The following is a 19,759-nucleotide window of genomic DNA, read 5'->3' as shown; positions in this document are numbered from 1 at the left end:
CGATGCGTTCGTGAACACGCAGCATCATCGCGTTATAAACCCGATGATCTTGAGCCGGTATCCGACGCAACTCAGGAGTACGCAGCAGCCGGGGGTCCAAGGATCTCTCGAAAGCCCAGGAACTCGTTGCCGGCGCGCTGCTGAACTCGAAGAAACTGGCGGCAACAAAGACCGTTGGTCAATACCTTCGAAAAAGGTATGATTTCAGTAGCTTGAGGCGGTTAGTCACGACTAACGACTATGAGCATCCCGTCAGCGATGCCTGTCGAGCAATTCGAGCGAACCGACGCATGCACCTGTCTTGCACCCGATCATCTGTGAACTGAAACTCCGACCAGTTTGTATTTGAGACGCTGGTAGGGTCAAATTTACCCACGCATCTGCACCCGCTACTCTGCATCCCAGCACTATACATTCCGTCTTCCGGGCTCCAATATCGCGACGCCGGTATTGCAGTACAACGAACTTTGCCAGACCGCGGAATCCCGGAACGGCGACGGAAACGCCAAGCAATCCGGAAACACCTATCATTTGAGCCGCTTAGCGCGGTTAGTCGCAACTAACGGCCAATTACACGGCTCGAAGGAGGCCGCCCCCATTGTTGCGGAGCAGCGCCATTATCACAGGACCGAGAGAAAACTCACCGCGCTCAGCGCGCCGCGTCAGATCCCGTAAGTACCCACCTGGGGTATTGATCAGATTTGCGCGCTCAAGTATGCAGCCGACCGCCACCGCGGCGTTTTCCGGCCCCATGACCTGGCACGCATCTTGGTAAGCTGTTGGGCTGATCCCCAGCATCGATCTCACCACCACCGCGGCTGACATGAGGTCGCGCCAGCTTCCGACCGCCCCGCCCGGCCCATAGTCAGCAATCTGTTGGCAGGCCTTCAGCACCACACCAAGAGGGAAAGCCTTCAGCGGCTCGATCGTTCGCTTGTCGGGCTTGCTCGGCTTCGCGCCCTGCTCTTTTTCAGAGCTAGGTTCAAGTTCAGAGATGGATTCGGGATTTGAATTCTGTATGTGCTGCTCAAATTGAGCGTCATTGGTGCTATTAAATTGTGAATTCTGCTGATTGTCCAACTGATTGATGATCTCGTCGCGAAGAAGCTCCATTTCATCCAGAATCCCAGCTACGTCGTTCATGGTCGGGGAACGGGGGATGCGGGCAACGAGTTTGACATATATTGATTCAACGGCTGGCCAATCGCCCTCAGCTCCCTCCTCCATTGCTGCCGAAATTAGCTTGCGAACGTCACGGCGGCAGATCGTCAGGTTCTCCTTGGCTTTCCTGAAAGCGGACCGCGCGGCAACGACCTTCTGAGCGATGAGAGCCAGTTCTTCGGATCGGGCGAGCATTGGCGAGAGATCAAAACCGAAGGCCTTCTCGATTTCCCCAGCATTATTCTTACGCGCGAAGCGTTTGCCGTTCGCGCTGTCCTTCCGAACGATCAACCCGGATTCCACCAGCAATGCAAGGTGACGGCGAAGTGTTGCTCCAGCCATGCCATGGGCACGCAGGATCAATTGTGCGTTCGACGGAAACACCACCAACTGTGCTTCCTGGCGCAATTCGTTCTCCGGGTAGAAACTCAGCAGCGCGTCAAGCACAGCAAGGCTGCTCGACTGCAGGCCGAGCGCTTCCCTGGCCTCAGAAGCGTCCCGAAAGACCTTCCATTTTTCGACAGATTTTCCCGCCTTGATCTCTCTTGCAGCGACTTGTCGCTTCACGAGGGCAAGCGTCATCGACCGCCGCCCGAAGGGCGTCGTCACACTTCCTGTTTGCATCGTCTTTCACCTTTCAAAAAGGCAAAAGAAATCGGCTCACCAAATCGGTGCCAAAGACTCTTGACGAATATCCGTGGAAGTGCGATTCTCAGGTTGCTTAGATCTGAAAGAGGTTTCCACGACGGCGACGTTTTGGGGGCCTTTTTCTTTTTCCGCTAATCTCCGTTGTTCAAATGGTCTTGAGCGCTGTTCCTGGAGCGATGCTCCTCGAAGAGCGCTGGCAAGCGCTCCAAGACGAAGGCGGCGAAATCTGGCATCTCGCGCCGATCGATCGACAGGTCCAACTTGGTTTTGCTCTTCGTTACCTGGGCCAAACGTAGCCCCGTGGGCGTTGTCAGGAGATCCGGTAGTCCGCGCTTGGTTGGTGTAGGTTTGAGGCTGGCGACGAGCGACTTGAACCGGTCGGGCGAGGGCAGGGCTTTCGCCTCGGCCGATCGCAGGAAAGTCGAAGCCTGTTCAAGGTCATCGTCGCGCGTGAGAAGCTCGGCGAGAGCCACCCAACTTTTCAAGCCAATCCCGGGCGCCGAGCCGATTGCGTCGACAATTTCCGTGGGGATGCGGGTCACCACCGACAGCATGTTCGAGAGATCGCTTTTGTAGACAGACAACGCTGCCATCACGACATCTCGTGAAAATTGCTCGGTCAGCCGGGAGGCGAACCGCGCCTTTTCTATGAATGTCAGGTCCTGGCGTTCATTGTTCTCCTGACCTTGGGCAATTACGAGCTGCTCGTCTGTAAGTTCCCTGACAACCGCCTTGACCGGCAGGTTGAGTTCCGAGACTGCGCGCAAACGACGGTGCCCAAATGCGACTTGATAGCGCCCCGGTGCCTCGGGGTGAGGGCGCACCAGAATAGGGATCTGCTGGCCTTGTTCGCGGATCGCTTCAACAAGACCGGCAATATCACCGGGCATGCGGTCTTGAACGAAAGATGGATCGACCGTATCCGTATCGAGTTCGATGATGGTTTGGCCCTCAGCCAGGCGTTTTTCGATTTCTTCGGCGCGCTCAAACCTCGCCTTACCTTCTGCGAAAGCACCGCCAACCTGGCTAGTGAGACGCGATGATGCCGGTGTCGCTCCTTCCGATGGTGGGGAGCCCATGAGTGGAAGAATGCTTCGGCTCTTAATCGGTCTTTCAACCGGCGCCGCGACAGCGGCGGTTGGCTTGGGGGTGCGGAGGATGTCCTTCCTGCTCATGACTTTCTTCCCCATGCTTTCTTGATCAGCGACTCGATCTCGTCGTTGACGTTGTTCATCGCTTCAAGCGCGCGATCATAAGTGGCCCGGGTGAATTGGCCTCTCTCCACCTCGAAAAGGGTCTGGTTAGTAAGACCGGCGTCGGAAACGGCCGTTGTCTTCAGCATCGGGAAGTTTAGAACATTCTCTCCGAAAATCGCCCTGAGATACCCGACCATCTGGTTCTGTGGCCCATCACTCGGCTCGAACCGCGTCACGAGATAGCGCATCCAGTTATAGTCGAAGCGCGCACCGTGCGATGAGATCTCCCGGAGCAGATCGGATGTCATCGACAGAAACTGATTCATCGACATGACGTCGAGCATCTGCGGATGCACGGTGATCAGAACCGAGGTGGCTGCGGTCAGGGCGGAGAGGGTGAGGTAGCCTAGTTGTGGCGGGCAGTCGATCACCACAACGTCGTAATTGGGTGCCACCTGGTCAAGCACCTCGCTGATCCGGTGGAAGAACATGGTATCGCCGATCTTCCGCTTCATCAGCGCCCGCGGCGTATCGTGTTCGAACTCCATAAGTTCGAGGTTGCCGGGGATCAGATGAAGATCAGGAATGTAGGTCGCGCGAACAATCTCGGCCATTGGGCGAGCGCCGTCGTATCGAATCGCACCATAAAGCGTCTCGTTTACGCCGACATCGGTTTCTGGCTGGTTGCCAAAGAGTGTGGACAGACTCGCCTGCGGGTCAAGATCGATAGCGAGCACCCGGTAGCCGCGAAGCGCGAGATACTGGGCCAGATGAGCGGCAGTCGTGGTTTTGCCGGACCCGCCCTTGAAATTCATGACCGAGATAACCTGCAACGCTTCATCGTCGCGGCGGTGTGGAAGATAACGGCGATTGCCACGGCCCACCTGGTCGAGGTGCTTGCGGATCTTGTGCATGTCCTCAACGGAATACGACCGGCGCCCGGTCGGACTGGTGCTGACTTGGAGACCTTCGAGCTCGTTTGCGAGCTGGCGCAGATATACTTCTTTCACGCCGACCAGCTTTGCTGCCTCCGCTGGCTGAAACGTGCGGATGCCCTTTTCCGCCGTAGGGGGAAAGGTCGCGAGCTGATGCTCTTGCAGTTGCGCCGACAAGGAACGAGAATGGCGCTCAATTAACCCCATCAGGTCTTCATCTTTTGGCGGTAATTTTGCAGCGATTTTGGGCATTCCCCGGACCTGATTTCTTGAAATAGCGCTTCTGAGCGGAATTTCCTAATCACTCCGCTGCTTGCAATAAGCATCGATTCTAACAGGCTGGCAAGCTATTTAGGGTTAACAAAACCTTAATGCCGACCGTCGCTCGTGCAAAGAGATCTAAACATTATTGTGTAACAACAAGATGTTATCGAGGCTGTATCTCCGGATGCCGTTTTCACCCGTACACCGGAATCTTCGAAGCAATAGGCGCAAGGGATACATTTTGCGGTGGCGATAACCCATTTGGCGACTCAAATTAGCATCCAAGCGAGTTCACTGACGAGAATCATTGCCACCAGCTAGGGCGGAAAAACGGCCGCTGTGGGGTTGCAGTCCAATGCAGCTGCTCGGGTTTAAGAAAATCCTCCTCCTTCCGCAATTAAAGCATACGGGCAGCCCGTCCGCTTCGACGCGTAGCATTATTGTAGTAGCTTGATGCCTGCTGCACCGACCGGTGGCGAGACTGCTCCATCGCCTCGGGCAGGGGGATGCCACGGTTCGCCGCTTCCGTCAGATATCCAGATCGTAGCCCGTGCGCGGAAAATTCCCCCGGCTCCAATCCAGCCAGTTCCACCCGCTGCTTGATGATCGCATTGACCGACTGCGGATCGATCGCCCGTCGCGACACAGTCCCCCATCGCCCGATCGCCCGAAACACGCTGCCGCTCTCGATCTTCGCGGCCACCATCCAGGCATTCAGCGCATCCACCGGCCGGCCGGTCAGATAGACCACGTCGTCCTGCTCGCCGGAGGTCGTCTTGGTGCGGCCGAGATGGATGGCGAGAGAGGGGAGGGGGCTCCCGCCTTCGACCGGAATGGGCGGCTCGACGGTCAACCGTTCGCGGCGCAGCCCGGCGATCTCGCTGCGCCGCCGGCCGCCGGAGGCAAAGGCGACCATCAGGATCGCCCGGTCCCGGAGATCGCGCAGACTGTCGGTCGCGCAGGTCGCCAGCAGTCTGGCCAGCACATCGCCGGTGACCGCCTTGGCGCTCTTGCGAAGACGTTGTCTTGGCGCGGCTCGGATCGCCAGCCGAATGGCTGATTTGAGGGCAGGGGAGGCGAAATCACCATCAAGCCCGCGCCACTTTGTTAGTGTCGACCAGTTCGCCAGTCGCCGCCGCACCGTTGCTGGCGCGTGCGGGCCGACGGATTTGAGAAACCCCTGGCTCCGAAGGTTTTCGTCGACCTCCGCCGGCATGCCGTGATCCGCATCGGTCTCGCGGCGCTCTGGGTCCCAGAGGTGATGGGCGACAAATTTCAAAAGCAGCGCCTCGGGCGCGGGCCAGGGCAGGGAGCGTCCGGTCGCCGCCAACCCCCAGGCTTCGAGATAGGTCAGATCCGAGGTTAATGCCCGCAGCGTGTTGTCGCCCATGCCCTGGTTGACGAGATGGCGCAGCGTCTCGACATCCTGGTCGGTGAGCAGTTCGGCGAGTTCGTCGCGGCGCTCGAGCGGCAGCACGGCGGCAATGGTGTCGAGTTCTTCGGCACGGCGCTCGACGGCGGTCAATGATGCCTTGGGTTTGGCCACGGACGCTCCAAAAGGACGGTTTCGACGGCCGCCAAGGCCGTGTTTTGCCCCGATTCTCTCTGATTTGCGCCTCGAAATCAATCTACCATCGATAACCAGTACTTATCGATGGTTAGAGCGTCAACCAGCAATCATACCATGTGACGAACCATAACTTTACAATAGCGTTCGTATAAGAAATCATTTACCATGTTTTCAATGGCTTACGATCTCGCAAAAATCAGCATGACTGCCCTGATACGGCCGGCTTTCGACGCCGGCGTCGCTCTGACGCGTCTGGACGAGCGCATCGCCCGCTCGCCGGTCGGAGCGGGCTTCCTCGAGCGCGCCCAGTTCACCGATGCCTGCGCCTCGCTGTGGATCGACGGCGAACTCGTCCATCTCGAAGACCTCGTCCTCCACGACCATGTCAGAGATATTCGCACACCCACCCACGAGCTGACCATCGCCCGCGACGTCCTGCGCACGCGTCGGCGCATTGCTGGCCAGTTGCCTGGCTGGGCCCTATCGGCCGACGGACTTCGGACACTGCGAAAAACCTCGGAGATCACGTCGGTCGACGCTGACGAGGCGACGCCCGCCGATGCCATCCGGCGCGCGGTCGCGAACGATCCGGAAGGCGAGGGGGAAGACGCCGACGACATCGAACATCTCCGCGGCATCGATTATGTCGCTATCGATGCGGTGCTGGCCCGATCGGAAGCGGCGATCGAGAATGCAACACGGCCTGGCCGTGGCGGCGCGGCGGAAAAAGATCCGCTGATCTATGATCTCGACTGGGACGAGGACGCCCGGCTGGAAGAATGGCGAAGCGTGTTGCGACAAACGCAAGACTTGCCGGCGGTGCTGCAGGCCATCATCGCCCTCGACGCCTGGAACGAACTGTCCGTCCTTCAGCATGCGCCCTGGCTTGGCCGGCCGCTGGCCGCGTCGATATTGCGCCAGACCGGCGTTACCACCGGTGCCCATCTCGCCGCCATCAATACCGGCCTGAAATCCATTCCAGTCGATCGTCGTCGGCATCGCGACCGGGAAACCCGGATGCTGGCCATCGCCCACGGACTGATCGCGGCCGCCGAGATCGGATTGAAAGAACATGACCGGCTGGCGTTGGCCCGGACACTGTTCGAGCGAAAGCTGGAAGGGCGCCGGACATCTTCAAAACTGCCGGAGCTGGTTGAGTTGGTGATGGCCAAACCGTTGGTGTCGGCAAAAATGGTGGCGAAGACGATCGATGTGACGCCGCAGGCGGCGCGGCGGATCGTTGCGGAGCTCGGCTTACGCGAGATGACGGGCAGGGGGAGGTTTCGCGCATGGGGGATTTTGTAAACGTCTGGCGCGTGTGTTTCTCACCAACAGTAGACCCGTGGACACACAATGCAGCGGCTTCAATATCCGCTCCTTCAACCATTTGTTTGCACCGAACCTTTAAAAGCAGTTAGGGTTCAGCCTGGTGAAGAGACAAGAAAGTTTCTCGGCATCTAAGCACGCGAGGATATTCATGAGCGCACTTTCAGACGAACAAAAGCTCCAAATCCAACAGTCGCGTGAGGTATCTGCCCCCACCCGAAGGATTGTTTCCCCTGGCTTGGAAGAAATACTTTACGAAGCCATGCCCGTGCTTGATCACGGATTTGTTCGGGTGGTCGACTATATGGGTGACGATTCCGCCGTGGTGCAAGCGGCACGTGTGTCATATGGTAGGGGCACCCGACAGGTCAGTGAAGACCGTGGCCTCATCAATTATCTGCTGCGGCACTGGCACACCACGCCGTTTGAAATGGCTGAGATCAAGCTTCACGTAAAAATGCCGATCTTTGTCGCTCGACAGTGGATCCGGCACAGGATGGCGAATGTCAATGAATACTCTGCACGCTATTCGATACTCGATCGAGAATTCTACATTCCCGCCCCGGAGCAACTAGCTGCACAATCGGTGCAGAATAGGCAGGGCCGCGGGAACATTGTTGGCCCGGCTGAAGCTTCGCGTATCCTCGACATACTCAAAGAAGACTCGCAGCGGTCGTACGACCACTATCTCGATATGTTGAATCACGACGAAACCGGAGCTCCGATTGACGAGGATAGACAGGGGCTCGCACGAGAACTGGCGCGGATGAACCTTTCGTTGAATTTCTACACCCAATGGTACTGGAAGACCGACCTTCACAATCTTATGAATTTCCTCAGGCTGCGTGCTGACGCCCACGCTCAGTATGAAATTAGGGTTTATGCTGACGTCATTTTGGAAATACTCCGCAAGTGGGTTCCGCTGACATATGAAGCATTCCGCGAACACCGCCTGGACGCAGCAACGTTCTCAGGTGAGGGTGTCAAGGCGTTGCGGCGGATGCTGTCCGGAGAGAAAGTCGAACACGGCGATACCGCCATGTCGAAACGTGAATGGGACGAGTTCACGTCAATCCTCGCGAAACGGTAGTCTTTCCGCTATGGCTCCTAGTGCAGAACCTCGCGATCGTCTAGCTCAAACGGCAATGTACGATAAGGTTGAGTCAGCGCTCAACCTTATCAATGAGCGCAGAAGTGGTTTGACTGTCCCAAACAAATGGGCGTTTGAAGCGCGGGCCGGTGGTTCGGTCAGCGGTGCGCAGCTGGCGATAACTTGGTCGCGTCGGAACGAAGCAAAGGCAACTTTGTACCTTAACAACGACGTCGAGCCTGAGCTCGCGGCAAAGACGCTGCTGGACAGAACCTATGGACTGATTGCGGCGTCCTTTGCTGATCAAATCATTGGCCGAGACGGAACTCGCGACGTTAGCGTTGCTATGCTTCATCTTGTAAACAAGCGCCTAAAAGAACTGTACACCGGTAGATTTGACGAGATAATCCACGGCCAATCTCTTCCACTCGTCTCCATCGACCATCTCGAACGAGCTGGACCTAATCCGTTTCTTTACCACTCGAAGACCGAGGAGGTTTTGGGTGATTTTACAGGACTCGTGAGGCAGGCGCTGGACCGTCTTATACAGAGAAACAGACTTCGAGTGGAGGACATTGACGTCGGGTTACTGGCAAGTCTCTTTAGAGAGTTGTTTTCGAATACACATCTTCACGCAAGGACGGATTTAGAAGGAGCGCTTTATAGGCGCTCTGCCCGCGGGATTGTATTCGCTCTGAGACCCGTCGATATCCCGCACGAATCCTTCGCGGCCGGATTGCCAGCGCTGAAGGCTTACATTGAAAGCATGGAGCGCGAGGCCGCCCGTCCGCGGGTCGAGTTCCTAGAAGTTTCAGTGTTTGATAGCGGGCCGGGTCTGGCCGCGCGGTCATTTCGCTCGCTCATTCCTCCCGATATGTCGATTGAGCGAGAATATGAGCTAGTACACGAATGTTTTCTGACGAGTCGCACCTCGATACCCAATCCAGCGCATGGCTGGGGTCTACCGCGTGTAATGCTCGCCTTAAAATCTGCTGGTGGTTTCATGCGGCTAAGAACTGGCCGACTGTCGCTATGCAAGTGGTTTCCGCCGGGAAAAAAGGAACCCCACGTTACTTCGGACGACCTGCAGTTTATGGACATTACTGGTGGGCCGCCGAGACATCATGCGCGCGTTGAAGGAGCTGTTTTCACCATTCTCATACCTATCGGGCTCGGGAACTGATGAGCGCCTTTTACCACTTTCACTGGGCACGTGAGGAGCACGCCGATTGTCTCGTGCTTATGACAACGCTTGCGGGCTTCGTGCAGCAAGACTTCATGGAGATTGTCGATCGAGACCTAATAAGTGGCAATCCATATCCCGAAGCTCTTATTGTCATCGTGCCTGCAGATGCGGCTTCAGAAATGAAGAACGCTTTGACAACCATGATAGGCACGCAGGCTCTCTTGAGACTGCCGGATGACACGGCGATCGTACTTGCGACTTTTGACGACCGTGGACAAATCGCCGTCGGGGCTTCCGACACCCTTCAGGGCAATTTGAAACTTGAAAGTGAGGATTTCTCTAGCATCGTCCGCGCTGGGACGCTCCATCTCGTTACATCTCGCGAAGCTGTTCTCGAGGCACCTCCGGGGCATCACTTTGTGCACCCTCGGCGTAAACATTCTCGGGCCTTCCTACGAACTGCAAATGCTCTCATCCAAGGCGAAGAAATAGGGTTCTTAGCTTTAGTTTTGCTGCCCTACCTCGGTGAGGTGGACGAAAAGGTTTGGGTAGATTCTTCTTCGATAGCTGCATTGGTCTACGCGGCCTATGCTTTGAAGGGTCGCCTCATCAATAAAATAAGCTGTATTCAGATTCAGAGCTTTCTTTCTTATGAAGGGGTAGACCGGCTCCAAATCCAAGATCCTTCGAAAGAGCTAGTACTTATTTCCGCTTCCGCGAGTGGCTCCCTTCCGGAGATCGTGGCCGCCAAAACGAGACTGCCGGAAAGCCGGATCGTTACCTTATTCTCGACCTCAAAAAAGCCATCGGGAACAGTCGTGTTCGACGCGCGCGAAACAATCCGCGGGCTTGAGCCACTGATGCTTGAGACCTTCGAGGCCACGCAATGCCCATGGTGCCGGGATGGGTCGCGACTGATTACATTTGTTGGAGATCAGTTTCTCGCGGATGCCGCTGTGGTCTTGCCCTATACCATTGTCGAGGCCGCCGCCTCGCCTGCTCTCAGAGCGATAATGCAGAAATATCGCGGCAATAATGCATTCGGTCTTCGGCGGCATCCAGAGCAAGCGGGGCACGGCCTATTTGTCGACCTGCAACATACCTTGCTTGCTAACGGCAACCGTGCTGCCATCAGCAAAATGGTACAGCGAAATATTCCTGCGTCGACGTCCCATATACTGCCGACGGAAAGTCAGGACAGCGAGCGACTTGCAGAGATTGTTGCTGATGAAATCAGCGCGCTCGGACTTCCGAGGCCGGAGATCCTTTCGAGCAAGTCAGCTGGCACTGCGACAAGAGAGCGGAAAGGCGTTGTCATCGTTGCGGCTACCCTTGGTTCAGGACAGTCTTTCCAGGATGCGTCTCGCGATCTTCGAACACCTTTCAGAAACCTGCCCCGTACTTATTTTGCAGGGGTCAATAAACACAGCCTCGCTGAGTATCAGGGAACTTTGCTGAAGGATCTCGAGCATAATAACAGGGAGCACAAGCACATTTTCTGCGTCGTCGACGCATTAACTTTACCTCATGAGAATCAATTTTCATCTTGGGACAAAGAGCTGAAGTTCTGGAGGAAGGTTAAGGCGGACCTGCCAAAAATCTATGACACGAAAAAAGTTACTAGCGTCATCGAACGCAGAATTCGCATCCTTTTGCGAAATCTCATGGAAGATGACTTCTTCCTTACGAATACAGCAGGACATCCGCTTAAGCTGAGGCCGAGCTTTGCGTTTTGGGACGGCACCTATCAAACCGACGTCATTAAGCAAGGAGACGTTTTCGCGACGATTGCGAGCATCCTTGAAAGTCGCCGGAAGCCATCGAAAGCAAAAGGTTCGCCCGAGCTTGCGCAATCGCCGTTTCACTTGACGGTGTTGTCGAGCGAAAACTTTACGCGGTTCAATGACGGCATCATTCAGGCATCACTTCTCCGGGCAGCGTTTCCGCATGAGTTAAATTACGCCCACACAACGACGGCAAATCACAGCGCCAAGATCGGGCACTTAGTATTGAAAATGATGGAGCGTCATGCCGAGAACCAGGGGGAGGCCGTCCTGGAGTTTCTCGTGGCATTAGCGACTCGTCAGATGACATTGGCGACGATCGACCTGGAGCGAATTGTCTCGTTTCCAAAAAACAAGCTGCCGAAGCTTCTGGCCGCAGTCCTGCCTTATGTTTTCAACGACGAGCCTTATGCCGAAACGGCGGATTCTGAAACAGAGGTACCCGCCTGACATACACTGCAGGCGGAGCGGATTTCATTCAGCGAAGTTCGTTGAGAATTTATCGGCGGTTTAAACGAAAATAGTCTTCGCGCCCTGCAAGGCCGGCGCCAGTTCAGATCCAAGTCTCTTTATGATCACATGCTCTTGTGAGAGTTCAGCCATGTCCATTTGCTTTCTCGAGCATTCAAAGTGTGTTTCGGCGTGCAAATTTGGGTCTGACTCATATTTGATGATTTCGCGGTCGAAACTGGCGCGGTTATCAGAAAGGAATCAGCACCATGGCGACCAAGTTTCGTCTGTCGTCCCTGATCCCGGCCGGATTGATTGTTGAGCGTTCCGACGAGAGCAACGGGGTTATCATTGTTTCAGCGCGGGCTGCCGCCGATCGACGTTCCTGCCCTTTATGCAACCGAATGTCAGATCGTGTTCATAGCCGCTACGTTCGGAAAATTGCTGATTTGCCTTGTGCTGGCACCAGGGTCCAACTGCGATTATCGGCAAGGCGCTTTATCTGTGAGATGACATTCTGCCGTCGCCGGATCTTCGTCGAAAGGTTTGGAGAGCTTGTCGTTCCGGAGCGCAGCCGTCGGACCGCTCGGCTTGATACCGTCGTACATCATCTCGGGTTGGCTCTGGGAGGGCGGCCCGCAGCAGCCTTTGCCAAACGCTTGATGATCCCAGTCAGCAATGACACCCTGATCCGCGCGGTGAGAAGAAGATCCGCGGCGTCGGATGACGCGCTAAGCGTCGTCGGCGTCGACGATTGGGCTTTCCGCCGCAATCACCGCTATGGCACCGTCGTATGTGATCTTGAGAAGCGAAGGATTATAAAGCTTCTGCCCGATCGAGAGATCGCGACAGTTTCCACCTTCCTTGCTCAGCACCCCGAAATTGCGATTGTTTCCCGCGACCGAGGCGGTGGCTATCGTGAAGCTGCCGCCAAGGCTTTACCCCATGCCATGCAGGTCGCAGATCGTTGGCATTTGATGGAGAACGCCAGCGCGGCGTTCCTCGACGTCGTGCGCAAATCCATGCGAGCGATCCGTACCGCAATTGGTGCTACGACGATCAATCCTGCGCTACTCACCTGCGCTGAACGACTGCAATATGACAGCTATCTGCGGCGTGAGGACGAGAATTCGACGATCACCAAGCTGTCCTCCGATGGCGTTCCAATAAAGGAAATCGTGCGACAAACCGGCTATAGCCGCGGCACAGTTCGCCAGATCGTCCGCGGTCACAGAACTGATGTGTTCCGTGTCAGACAAAGTTCCCTTGAGGCCCATCTGCCGCTGTTAGATCAACTCTGGAGATCTGGGCAGCACAACGGCGCTGAACTCTGGCGACAGCTAAAGTGCAAAGGCTTCCGTGGTTGTTCTCGTGTCGTCGGCGAGTGGGCCGCAAGGCGACGGCGGTCTGAGCGGATCTGCGACCAGCAACTTCAAAAAGTGCCATCCGCCAGAACGATTGCCCGATTGATGACAACTGCTCGCGATCAACTGAGTAAAGCTGACACCATCACCATTGCGGCCATAGAAGCCGGCGTTCCCGCCTTGATCCAAGCCCGCAATCTAATTGATCGGTTCCAGACAATGATCCGAAGGAAGGCCAGGACAGAACTCGACCCATGGATCGCTGATGCGCGCGACAGTCTGTTCGCCCCCTTCGCCAACGGGATACTAAAAGACAAGGCAGCGGTGTCCGCCGCCATCACAGAACCTTGGTCGAACGGCCAGGTCGAAGGACAGATCAACAAGCTGAAGCTCGTTAAAAGGCAAATGTATGGGCGTGCCAAGCTGGATCTTCTTCAGGCACGATTGATCGGGGCAATGTGAAAGAAATCGTCATCAAAAATGCGTCAGACCCAATTTTGGATGCTGATTGACATTCAAAGGTCGTCCTCGGCAGCCGCCAGGTCACATCGCATTGCGGCGTGGAAACTAGCAAGCGCCGTCATCATTCGTCCCAAAATGAGCATGGATCAAATCGATCGTGAATTCGGTAGAAATATGTTGTACCCGATGCTTTCACTTCGTTGACCACATAGGCAGATGGCGTCCTGCAAACAACCTGGATTTGGTCATCTGCGAGAGCCGCTAGGCAGAATGCTACGGCATGGGTCTTTGGCCCAATTGCAAAGCAGGTCGTGCTTCCGGTGCGGCTTTTCAGTACGCTGGTCGCAACCCCCGCAATCTCATGCAGGCCAAAATATTCCTGTCGAACGCCTGAAACTGCGCTGAGCTGATCCAAGGCAGGCTTTTCGCGATCAATCACAGAAGACGGCAGCCGGCGCTGACCTTCCGTGATGTGGAACAACACGAGCTTGTTGGGTTCGAAGCGATCGACGATCGGGCTCGCCTGTGTAAGTTCCGCGCCAACGGAAATATAGAGATCGCGTTTTGTCGGGACATAATTGTCCGCCTCCAGGTAGGGGATCTGTGCAGATGTCCATTCACCCTCGGAGATCAGCGCACTTTGCTGCCCAGACAGATCGGTAGGAGCAATCTCAATTTCGTATTTTTCAGCCTCTGAATAGACGATGTCGATGGAGGAGAACATCTCGCGTCGAAATCCGAGGCCCATTAGAAACAGCAAATACCGTTTTGGTATGCAGGTCATGTCCATCAAGACCCGCAAGGCCCGCCCCTTGGTGCGAGCGATTTTTGTGATCTCCGCCTCAAGCGCCTTAGCGTTTTCGGTGAATTGGGAGGAGCGGTGGAGGTCGAGAAACCTGGCATCGGACAGATATGCTTCAATCGTCTCGCGATGTTGTTTCTTGCGCTTTTCCATCTCACCGTCGGATGAAGCGAAATGTATGATCAACGTCTGGTCCGCTCGACCCGCCAGTAGATTTGCACAAGCATGGCATCGACTTTCCCAACTCACAGCCGCCAGCACCAGATCGTAGCGATCGCGAAGCGGGGTTTGATCCTTGAGAATCTGCTCCGAAATACTGAGCGTACCGACTGGAACATCACTAATCATCGAAGTTGATCACCTCGGGACGCAGATTAAGTGAGAGCTGCCGAGCTTCAGACGAGCCGATTTTCCGTGCATATTGCCGGGCCCATTCGTCGGCTTTGGTGTCGAGCGCTCCAACACATACCTGGAAGAGGACATCCTCCGTGAGCCTGACAGGCTCATAGGCGCCTCGGTATGAGAACATAAATCGAGGCGCAAAACGCCGGTGGAGCCGGAAGCCCGTGATCTTCGGCGTCTCCTCTTCGTCTTCATCCACTGTGCGCTTGGACGTCGTTGCACGAAGATATCCCGCGAGTTCAGCGCGGTGGATAATTTGATTGACTGCCTCGATCTGAGCAGCGTTTGCCGCATATGTGCGCGCCTGCTCCACGAAGAACAGCCCTCGTTCCGAGGTTGCAAGCGCGGAGGTGTCTTCAAAATCCGCCTGGAGATAGTGTGTTAGTCGGCCAAGCGCGTTGACAAATCTGAGGACTGCTTCCGCATTTGAATCCGTCAATATCCCGATCCCGTCATAGAACGCGTCGCTTGACGCATAGATGGCATCGGTCTGGAGCTGGTTTGCGATCTTGCCGCCAGAGCGTACAAATTTCTCCAGAGTATCTTCGGGCGATCGGGCCTTTGTCTGCCGCGCGAAGCGATCAAAAATTTCCGCCATAATCTCGAGAAAGTCTCGGATCGAGCCGTCTGCCAATGCGGTGACGATGCTCACTCCCGAGAGGGGCAGCTTTCGGTAGCCAAGGCGGTTTGCCAGATGAAGCATCGCTCCAACGTTCTTACGGCGCAACCAAGCTTGCTGGCTCCTCGATTTCAGCATTCTGGCGTTCTTCTCTAGCCTCGAGAAATCATCCATGGGCGGATTTGCCGTGAAGTTTTCCTTTGAGCCGGTCCAATGGAGAAGGACATAGGCCTGGTAGTACGGAGGCGCGGAATTCGCGGTCTTTCCGAGCCCATAATGGCTCAGGCCCAGACCGTCGAGGTAATCGGCAGCTTTCCTGATCTGTACTGCCAGAGGGGCTGTGGAGCGCTTGATCATCGTGTCGATCATATCATTGACCACGACGGTCCCGAGGCGACTTTTGAGAGAGAAATAGTTTGCGACTTCTGATCCGGAGATTGGTGGCCTCCGGTCCTCCTTGATCGAGAAGTAGACCCTCAGACTGGCAACCGCTTCGCATAGTGCAAGAAATTCCGGGCTTCTTCGATCGTCTAGGGAAAGGACGCGCCGATCCGCATCGGTGAGAGGTTGCTCGTCAATAAACGTGTCGCCGGCTTCGATCGCTTCACCGACCGAACAGACGACCCATGAAATCGGAAACCGGCTTTTGCGAACCAGCGTGTTGACAGATTTCCGCTGCAGAGGACTCATTACTTCACAGTCGTCGAGGCAGAACTTGAACCCAAGTTTTGTACCGCCTGGACTTTTCGCGTGCTCGACCGCCCTGGAAAGCTGTTCGATGACAAATGCCAGGAACTCGTAAGGCTCGCGAGCCGGCAACATCGGCAAAAGGCCGGGTACCTGACCGCGGCCACAAGCCTCGTTCATCCTCCTTACAAGGGTCCGAAGCGTTCTTGCCAGATCGATGAAGGTTGTCGGCGATCTTTCCGTGAAGGTCAACAGTTGTGGGAACTCGTCACAGGTATTGGTGACGAGCGAAAGCTCGTCGCCGGCCGAGAGTGACATCACCCCTTCGACACGCAGTTGATGAGTCGCCGATAGCGCCTTTTCGGCAGCGATCAGCTCGAGAGCAAGTGAGTAGAAACGAAAGAATTCATAATCTGGGTTGGGTGATCCCGGAAAGATTTCGTTCCAGCCCATGTATCCCATCGATCCCGAGACATGGTCTGGCAGCCGTATATAGATTCCAATATGGTTGAAGTCTGAAATGGTTTTTTGAATCTGCAGAGAGGGATTGGTGAGCAGGTCTTCCCAGCATATGCTCCTCAGCAGGGTTGTCTTGCCACTCCCGCGACTTCCATAAACGTATACCGATTTGTCTGCAGATAGATGTGCCGCTATCGGCGTAAACCAGATCAAGGGCGAACCGGAGCTATCATGCTCCCACCTTGTCGGACGGAAGGGATTTAAAACAACCACTCAGATTTCCCCTCTCAGAATCCAGTTCTTCTGCTCGAGATCATAGTTGCCGATGTCAATGCTTTTTTCGGCGAAAAGCTCTTCAACAATCGTGGTCAATCGCTCATCGGACAGATCTAATGATGCATTTTCCACCAGTGCCTTCAGTTCAGGCCAATAGATCTGGCCGGCCTCGACAATCTTTGCGAAAACAAACCCAGTACTGCGGTCCGAGCTGCGACGACGACCATTGTTCAACGAGATCGAAATCGTCGTTTCGCGCTTCAGGAGACCGGATTTATCCATCCGAAACGGCGTCACGTGGCAGGCAAGCGGCAATGAGTTTTCGCCAAAGAGAATGTCGACCAGATTGAATCCCTTGGGGATGTCTGGGGCGCTGATGGATACCAGAGGAGCACCGTTCGGGAGTTGCACGACTTCCACGGGATCTTCATGGATATGTCCATGGAGATAAACCACCGGTCGCCCGAGTTCACCGAGTGCTCCGCGCAAGGCGCCACCATTGACCAGTTCTGTGTAGGGCGCAAGCCGGGTCCTTCGCTGCGGCAGGAGGTTGTGATGCGCCACGAGTACCGCGATGGCCGATCCAGGGGTCCCTTCGAGCGCTTGAACGACAGCTGCGATACTGTCTTCGGCAATCGCGGGTGTATCCAATTGGCGGTCATAGTAAGCCTTGATGGCACCGTCGGCGTCAGGGCCGGTGATGACGGCCTCGATAGCTGCTGCAATCTGGGTTCGGAATTCTGGCGGTATAAACGCTTCTTCGCCGCATCCCCAGCAGCTGTTCAGCAAAAAAATTTCCGCGCGGGACGGTCCTTTGGGAACTGTGACCGGGATGGGTTTGACGACCGGTAAGGGAGGTAATCCAGCTTCAGCGAGAGCCTGGAGAAGGGGAGCAAATTTGGTGTTGCTACCAGGATCCTTTGCAAGACCGCGATCGATGTCGTGATTTCCCGGAACGATACCGACAGGAAGGTCGTGGTGGATCCCCTTGCTTCCGATCTGCAGGGCGCTTGCGAGATATTTCGCGCAAGCAGCATACCCGTCCAGCTTGCCGTAGTCCGTCAGGTCTCCCATGATCAAGACGCAATCGACATCACCGTGTTCGATGATTTCATAAATCCTGCGAAAGACCGTCTTGAGGGGGTTACGGGAGATAATATTCTTCAAGTTGAAAGGGAATGTCGTATCCTTGTCGTCAAGAAAAGCTTCGCTACTCGCGTTTGAGACGAGATGTATGTCACCTATCTGCAGCAACCGTATCTTAGCTAACACTCTGGCCCTCTTCCACTATCCCTATTAACGGTCGCTCGGATTAACTGCAACGCAGAGTCGAGCGGCAGTAGAAGAATTTTGTGGAGAGCTCGGCACATTCGTAGACACGTGGTGGCCGGAAATTGAGCGCCAAAGATGGATCAGCATCGGCGCGCGTGTGCCCATCGCTCGCTTACGGCCACCACGTCAGCTTCTTCTCGCGGTAGAACCGGAAAAGCCGCTTGTGGTTCACAAGGTGACCCTCGCGCCTGGGCAGCACATGAAGGCGTCGATATCCAAAGCGATGGCGCTCATGCGCCAGCGCCTTCATTCACTCGCGAAGGTCATGGTCATCGATGCGCCTTTTCGTAACGGATCGTCATCCGGCAAAAGTCGATGGCTTTAAACGCCCGCCGTTCGCTGATCTCGTGGTAACCCGTCAGATTTGCAACAGCTTTCCGGCTTGCCGCGGGCGTCACCATTTCTTTCTTGAAAGATCTTCCAAGTCGCATTGTCGAAGCTGGTGATTTTCAAAACATGATCGTTGGAGATAAAATTATGAAAAGGCATATTGCGAACGGTCGGGATGATCTTTTCGTAAAGAAAGCAGGGAAAACAACACTTGCTGCGTGGGAGCCATATTGGGAGGTTTTAGGGATATATTTTTCTTTTAACCATCAAGAGTGCGATGATGAACACCCAGAATGGAGAATGATGTGGCTGAGCCAAGTCACGTTGCTTCGTGTAATCGGACATGTCTTAGCTAAAGTCGACGTGGAGACATCGACCTTACACAAACGCGCAATCAATGACATGTGGGCGAAATGGAAAGTTGAAAGAGGGCATAACTGGATATTTTGGGACTTCATCGAAGATGAGCGAAACAATCTCCTGAAGGCCTATCAATTCGGTGTCGAGGTAGATGAGAAAGGTCTTTTTCATGACACGCTAGATATGGATGGTCATCAACTACTGCGGGAAGCAATCTATTGGTGGCGAGATCAGTTGGAGGAACTTGAGCTAGCGCTCTGAAACTCGATGAGACACTTCCACGCGTGCCGATAAGCTCAATATTTTCGCATCGGGCGGGATTTATGACGCCCTCCATCCATAATTCGAACGTCGGTTCCTGCCGATATTCAGAATCGGGCCGTCTGCTCGAATGGGAGCCATAAAATGATTTTCAAAGATGCCGGCACGATAATGCCAGTTTGGCAGATCAGCCGAGTGGATCCTGGATATATTTACATCGTCGAGAACCATGGCAAGTACAAAATTGGAAAGTCCAAGCGGGATACAAATCGACTCAAGGCGGCGAAAACCTGGCTACCCGACATGACGTTAATCGGGCAAAAACCGTTCTGGGGAATGTCGCATCACGAACGGTGCCTACATACCGGCTTTGCAAGCTATTGGTACTCAGGAGAGTGGTTCGATTTTACAGGCGACAACGATGCCTTGGATTTGCTGCTGGAGGGCTTCACGGCGTTTAGCGATGATAGCCCGGACAGAAACTCCGTGGATTTCATTTACTGGTTCAATGGCGAGGGCATGGCGGAATTTCTGATCGAACAAGCAAGCCAGAAGCTGTCGCTACCAAGATTTCAGAAGCAGGAATCAATGAACCAAAAGCCACGGCGCTAGGCTTTCAGTCAAGAACGGTCACGTCCGCCATGCTGTCCCGGCATGTGAGAGAGTAACCTAACTTTAGCCCGGAGGCCGTTGCAAGCGTTATTCGGTCATTCGAATAAGGAAGAAGGCAAGTAATTTCAGACGGTTAGAGTTTAGATAAAGGGGTCGCAGGTTCGTGTCCCTTCAAGGCGACCA

Annotated in this window: 14 protein-coding genes and 1 pseudogene; 7 read left to right on the top strand and 8 right to left on the bottom strand. The window is 55.1% G+C overall.

Annotated features, from left to right (window positions below):
• Positions 1-570: 570 nt before the first annotated feature.
• From repC to A7X77_RS10215, 4 genes are all read right to left on the bottom strand, one after another.
• Positions 571-1,785, bottom strand: coding sequence for a plasmid replication protein RepC (gene repC / locus A7X77_RS10230; protein ID WP_064682840.1), 1,215 nt, complete (start codon positions 1,783-1,785; stop codon positions 571-573).
• A 155-nt stretch (positions 1,786-1,940) separates the two neighbouring features.
• A complete protein-coding gene (gene repB, locus A7X77_RS10225; RefSeq protein WP_064682839.1) occupies positions 1,941-2,984 on the bottom strand; it encodes a plasmid partitioning protein RepB in 1,044 nt (347 codons plus the stop codon).
• Positions 2,981-4,192, bottom strand: coding sequence for a plasmid partitioning protein RepA (gene repA / locus A7X77_RS10220; protein WP_064682838.1), 1,212 nt, complete (start codon positions 4,190-4,192; stop codon positions 2,981-2,983). Before repA ends, repB begins: the two co-directional genes overlap by 4 nt.
• 409 nt (positions 4,193-4,601) lie before the next feature.
• A complete protein-coding gene (locus A7X77_RS10215) occupies positions 4,602-5,750 on the bottom strand; it encodes a site-specific integrase (protein WP_064682837.1) in 1,149 nt (382 codons plus the stop codon).
• Between the two features lie 189 nt (positions 5,751-5,939).
• Between A7X77_RS10215 and A7X77_RS10210 the strand changes: the two genes are divergently transcribed.
• The 5 genes from A7X77_RS10210 to A7X77_RS10190 all read left to right on the top strand — a co-directional run bounded on the left by A7X77_RS10210 (position 5,940) and on the right by A7X77_RS10190 (position 13,436).
• Positions 5,940-7,079, top strand: a complete 1,140-nt coding sequence (locus A7X77_RS10210) for an RHE_PE00001 family protein (protein WP_064682836.1) — start codon at positions 5,940-5,942, stop codon at positions 7,077-7,079.
• A gap of 172 nt (positions 7,080-7,251) precedes the next feature.
• Positions 7,252-8,190 carry an FAD-dependent thymidylate synthase gene (thyX, locus tag A7X77_RS10205; RefSeq protein ID WP_064682835.1) on the top strand — a complete coding sequence of 313 codons (939 nt, stop codon included), beginning with the start codon at positions 7,252-7,254 and terminating at the stop codon, positions 8,188-8,190.
• Positions 8,191-8,245: 55 nt separating this feature from the next.
• Positions 8,246-9,373, top strand: coding sequence for a hypothetical protein (locus A7X77_RS10200; RefSeq protein WP_245293722.1), 1,128 nt, complete (start codon positions 8,246-8,248; stop codon positions 9,371-9,373).
• The gene (locus A7X77_RS10195; RefSeq protein ID WP_064682833.1) at positions 9,373-11,610 is read left to right on the top strand and encodes a hypothetical protein; all 2,238 of its coding nucleotides are present in this window, start codon (positions 9,373-9,375) and stop codon (positions 11,608-11,610) included. The genes A7X77_RS10200 and A7X77_RS10195 overlap by 1 nt, the downstream gene beginning before the upstream one ends.
• A 269-nt stretch (positions 11,611-11,879) precedes the next feature.
• Entirely contained in the window at positions 11,880-13,436 is a 1,557-nt protein-coding gene (locus tag A7X77_RS10190; RefSeq protein WP_064682832.1) for an ISL3 family transposase, read from the top strand.
• Positions 13,437-13,557: 121 nt separating this feature from the next.
• On the opposite strand, the gene A7X77_RS10185 is transcribed toward A7X77_RS10190, so the two are convergent.
• From A7X77_RS10185 to A7X77_RS33010, 4 genes and pseudogenes are all read right to left on the bottom strand, one after another.
• Positions 13,558-14,586, bottom strand: coding sequence for a hypothetical protein (locus A7X77_RS10185; RefSeq protein WP_064682831.1), 1,029 nt, complete (start codon positions 14,584-14,586; stop codon positions 13,558-13,560).
• The gene (locus tag A7X77_RS10180) at positions 14,579-16,678 is read right to left on the bottom strand and encodes a hypothetical protein (protein ID WP_425348650.1); all 2,100 of its coding nucleotides are present in this window, start codon (positions 16,676-16,678) and stop codon (positions 14,579-14,581) included. The genes A7X77_RS10185 and A7X77_RS10180 overlap by 8 nt, the downstream gene beginning before the upstream one ends.
• Entirely contained in the window at positions 16,679-17,953 is a 1,275-nt protein-coding gene (locus A7X77_RS10175) for a metallophosphoesterase family protein (RefSeq protein WP_064682829.1), read from the bottom strand. It abuts the gene before it with no gap.
• A 138-nt stretch (positions 17,954-18,091) separates the two neighbouring features.
• Positions 18,092-18,420 (bottom strand): annotated as a pseudogene (locus A7X77_RS33010) (IS3 family transposase); the annotation flags it as partial.
• A gap of 1 nt (position 18,421) precedes the next feature.
• On the opposite strand from A7X77_RS33010, the gene A7X77_RS10165 reads away from it, so the two are divergent.
• A complete protein-coding gene (locus A7X77_RS10165; RefSeq protein WP_197486827.1) occupies positions 18,422-18,964 on the top strand; it encodes a hypothetical protein in 543 nt (180 codons plus the stop codon).
• 144 nt (positions 18,965-19,108) lie between these two features.
• The gene (locus tag A7X77_RS10160; RefSeq protein ID WP_064682827.1) at positions 19,109-19,576 is read left to right on the top strand and encodes a GIY-YIG nuclease family protein; all 468 of its coding nucleotides are present in this window, start codon (positions 19,109-19,111) and stop codon (positions 19,574-19,576) included.
• Positions 19,577-19,759 lie beyond the last annotated feature (183 nt).

The organism is Rhizobium bangladeshense, from assembly GCF_001662075.1.
GTDB classification, from domain to species: domain Bacteria; phylum Pseudomonadota; class Alphaproteobacteria; order Rhizobiales; family Rhizobiaceae; genus Rhizobium; species Rhizobium bangladeshense_B.
This window is presented reverse-complemented; position numbering and strand designations above follow the sequence as displayed.

Coding starts and splice junctions, on each gene's coding strand:
- repC (WP_064682840.1), bottom strand. CDS start 1,785: ATGCAAACAGGAAGTGTGACGACGCCCTTCGGGCGGCGGTCGATGACG.
- repB (WP_064682839.1), bottom strand. CDS start 2,984: ATGAGCAGGAAGGACATCCTCCGCACCCCCAAGCCAACCGCCGCTGTC.
- repA (WP_064682838.1), bottom strand. CDS start 4,192: ATGCCCAAAATCGCTGCAAAATTACCGCCAAAAGATGAAGACCTGATG.
- A7X77_RS10210 (WP_064682836.1), top strand. CDS start 5,940: ATGTTTTCAATGGCTTACGATCTCGCAAAAATCAGCATGACTGCCCTG.
- thyX (WP_064682835.1), top strand. CDS start 7,252: ATGAGCGCACTTTCAGACGAACAAAAGCTCCAAATCCAACAGTCGCGT.
- A7X77_RS10200 (WP_245293722.1), top strand. CDS start 8,246: ATGTACGATAAGGTTGAGTCAGCGCTCAACCTTATCAATGAGCGCAGA.
- A7X77_RS10195 (WP_064682833.1), top strand. CDS start 9,373: ATGAGCGCCTTTTACCACTTTCACTGGGCACGTGAGGAGCACGCCGAT.
- A7X77_RS10190 (WP_064682832.1), top strand. CDS start 11,880: ATGGCGACCAAGTTTCGTCTGTCGTCCCTGATCCCGGCCGGATTGATT.
- A7X77_RS10185 (WP_064682831.1), bottom strand. CDS start 14,586: ATGATTAGTGATGTTCCAGTCGGTACGCTCAGTATTTCGGAGCAGATT.
- A7X77_RS10160 (WP_064682827.1), top strand. CDS start 19,109: ATGATTTTCAAAGATGCCGGCACGATAATGCCAGTTTGGCAGATCAGC.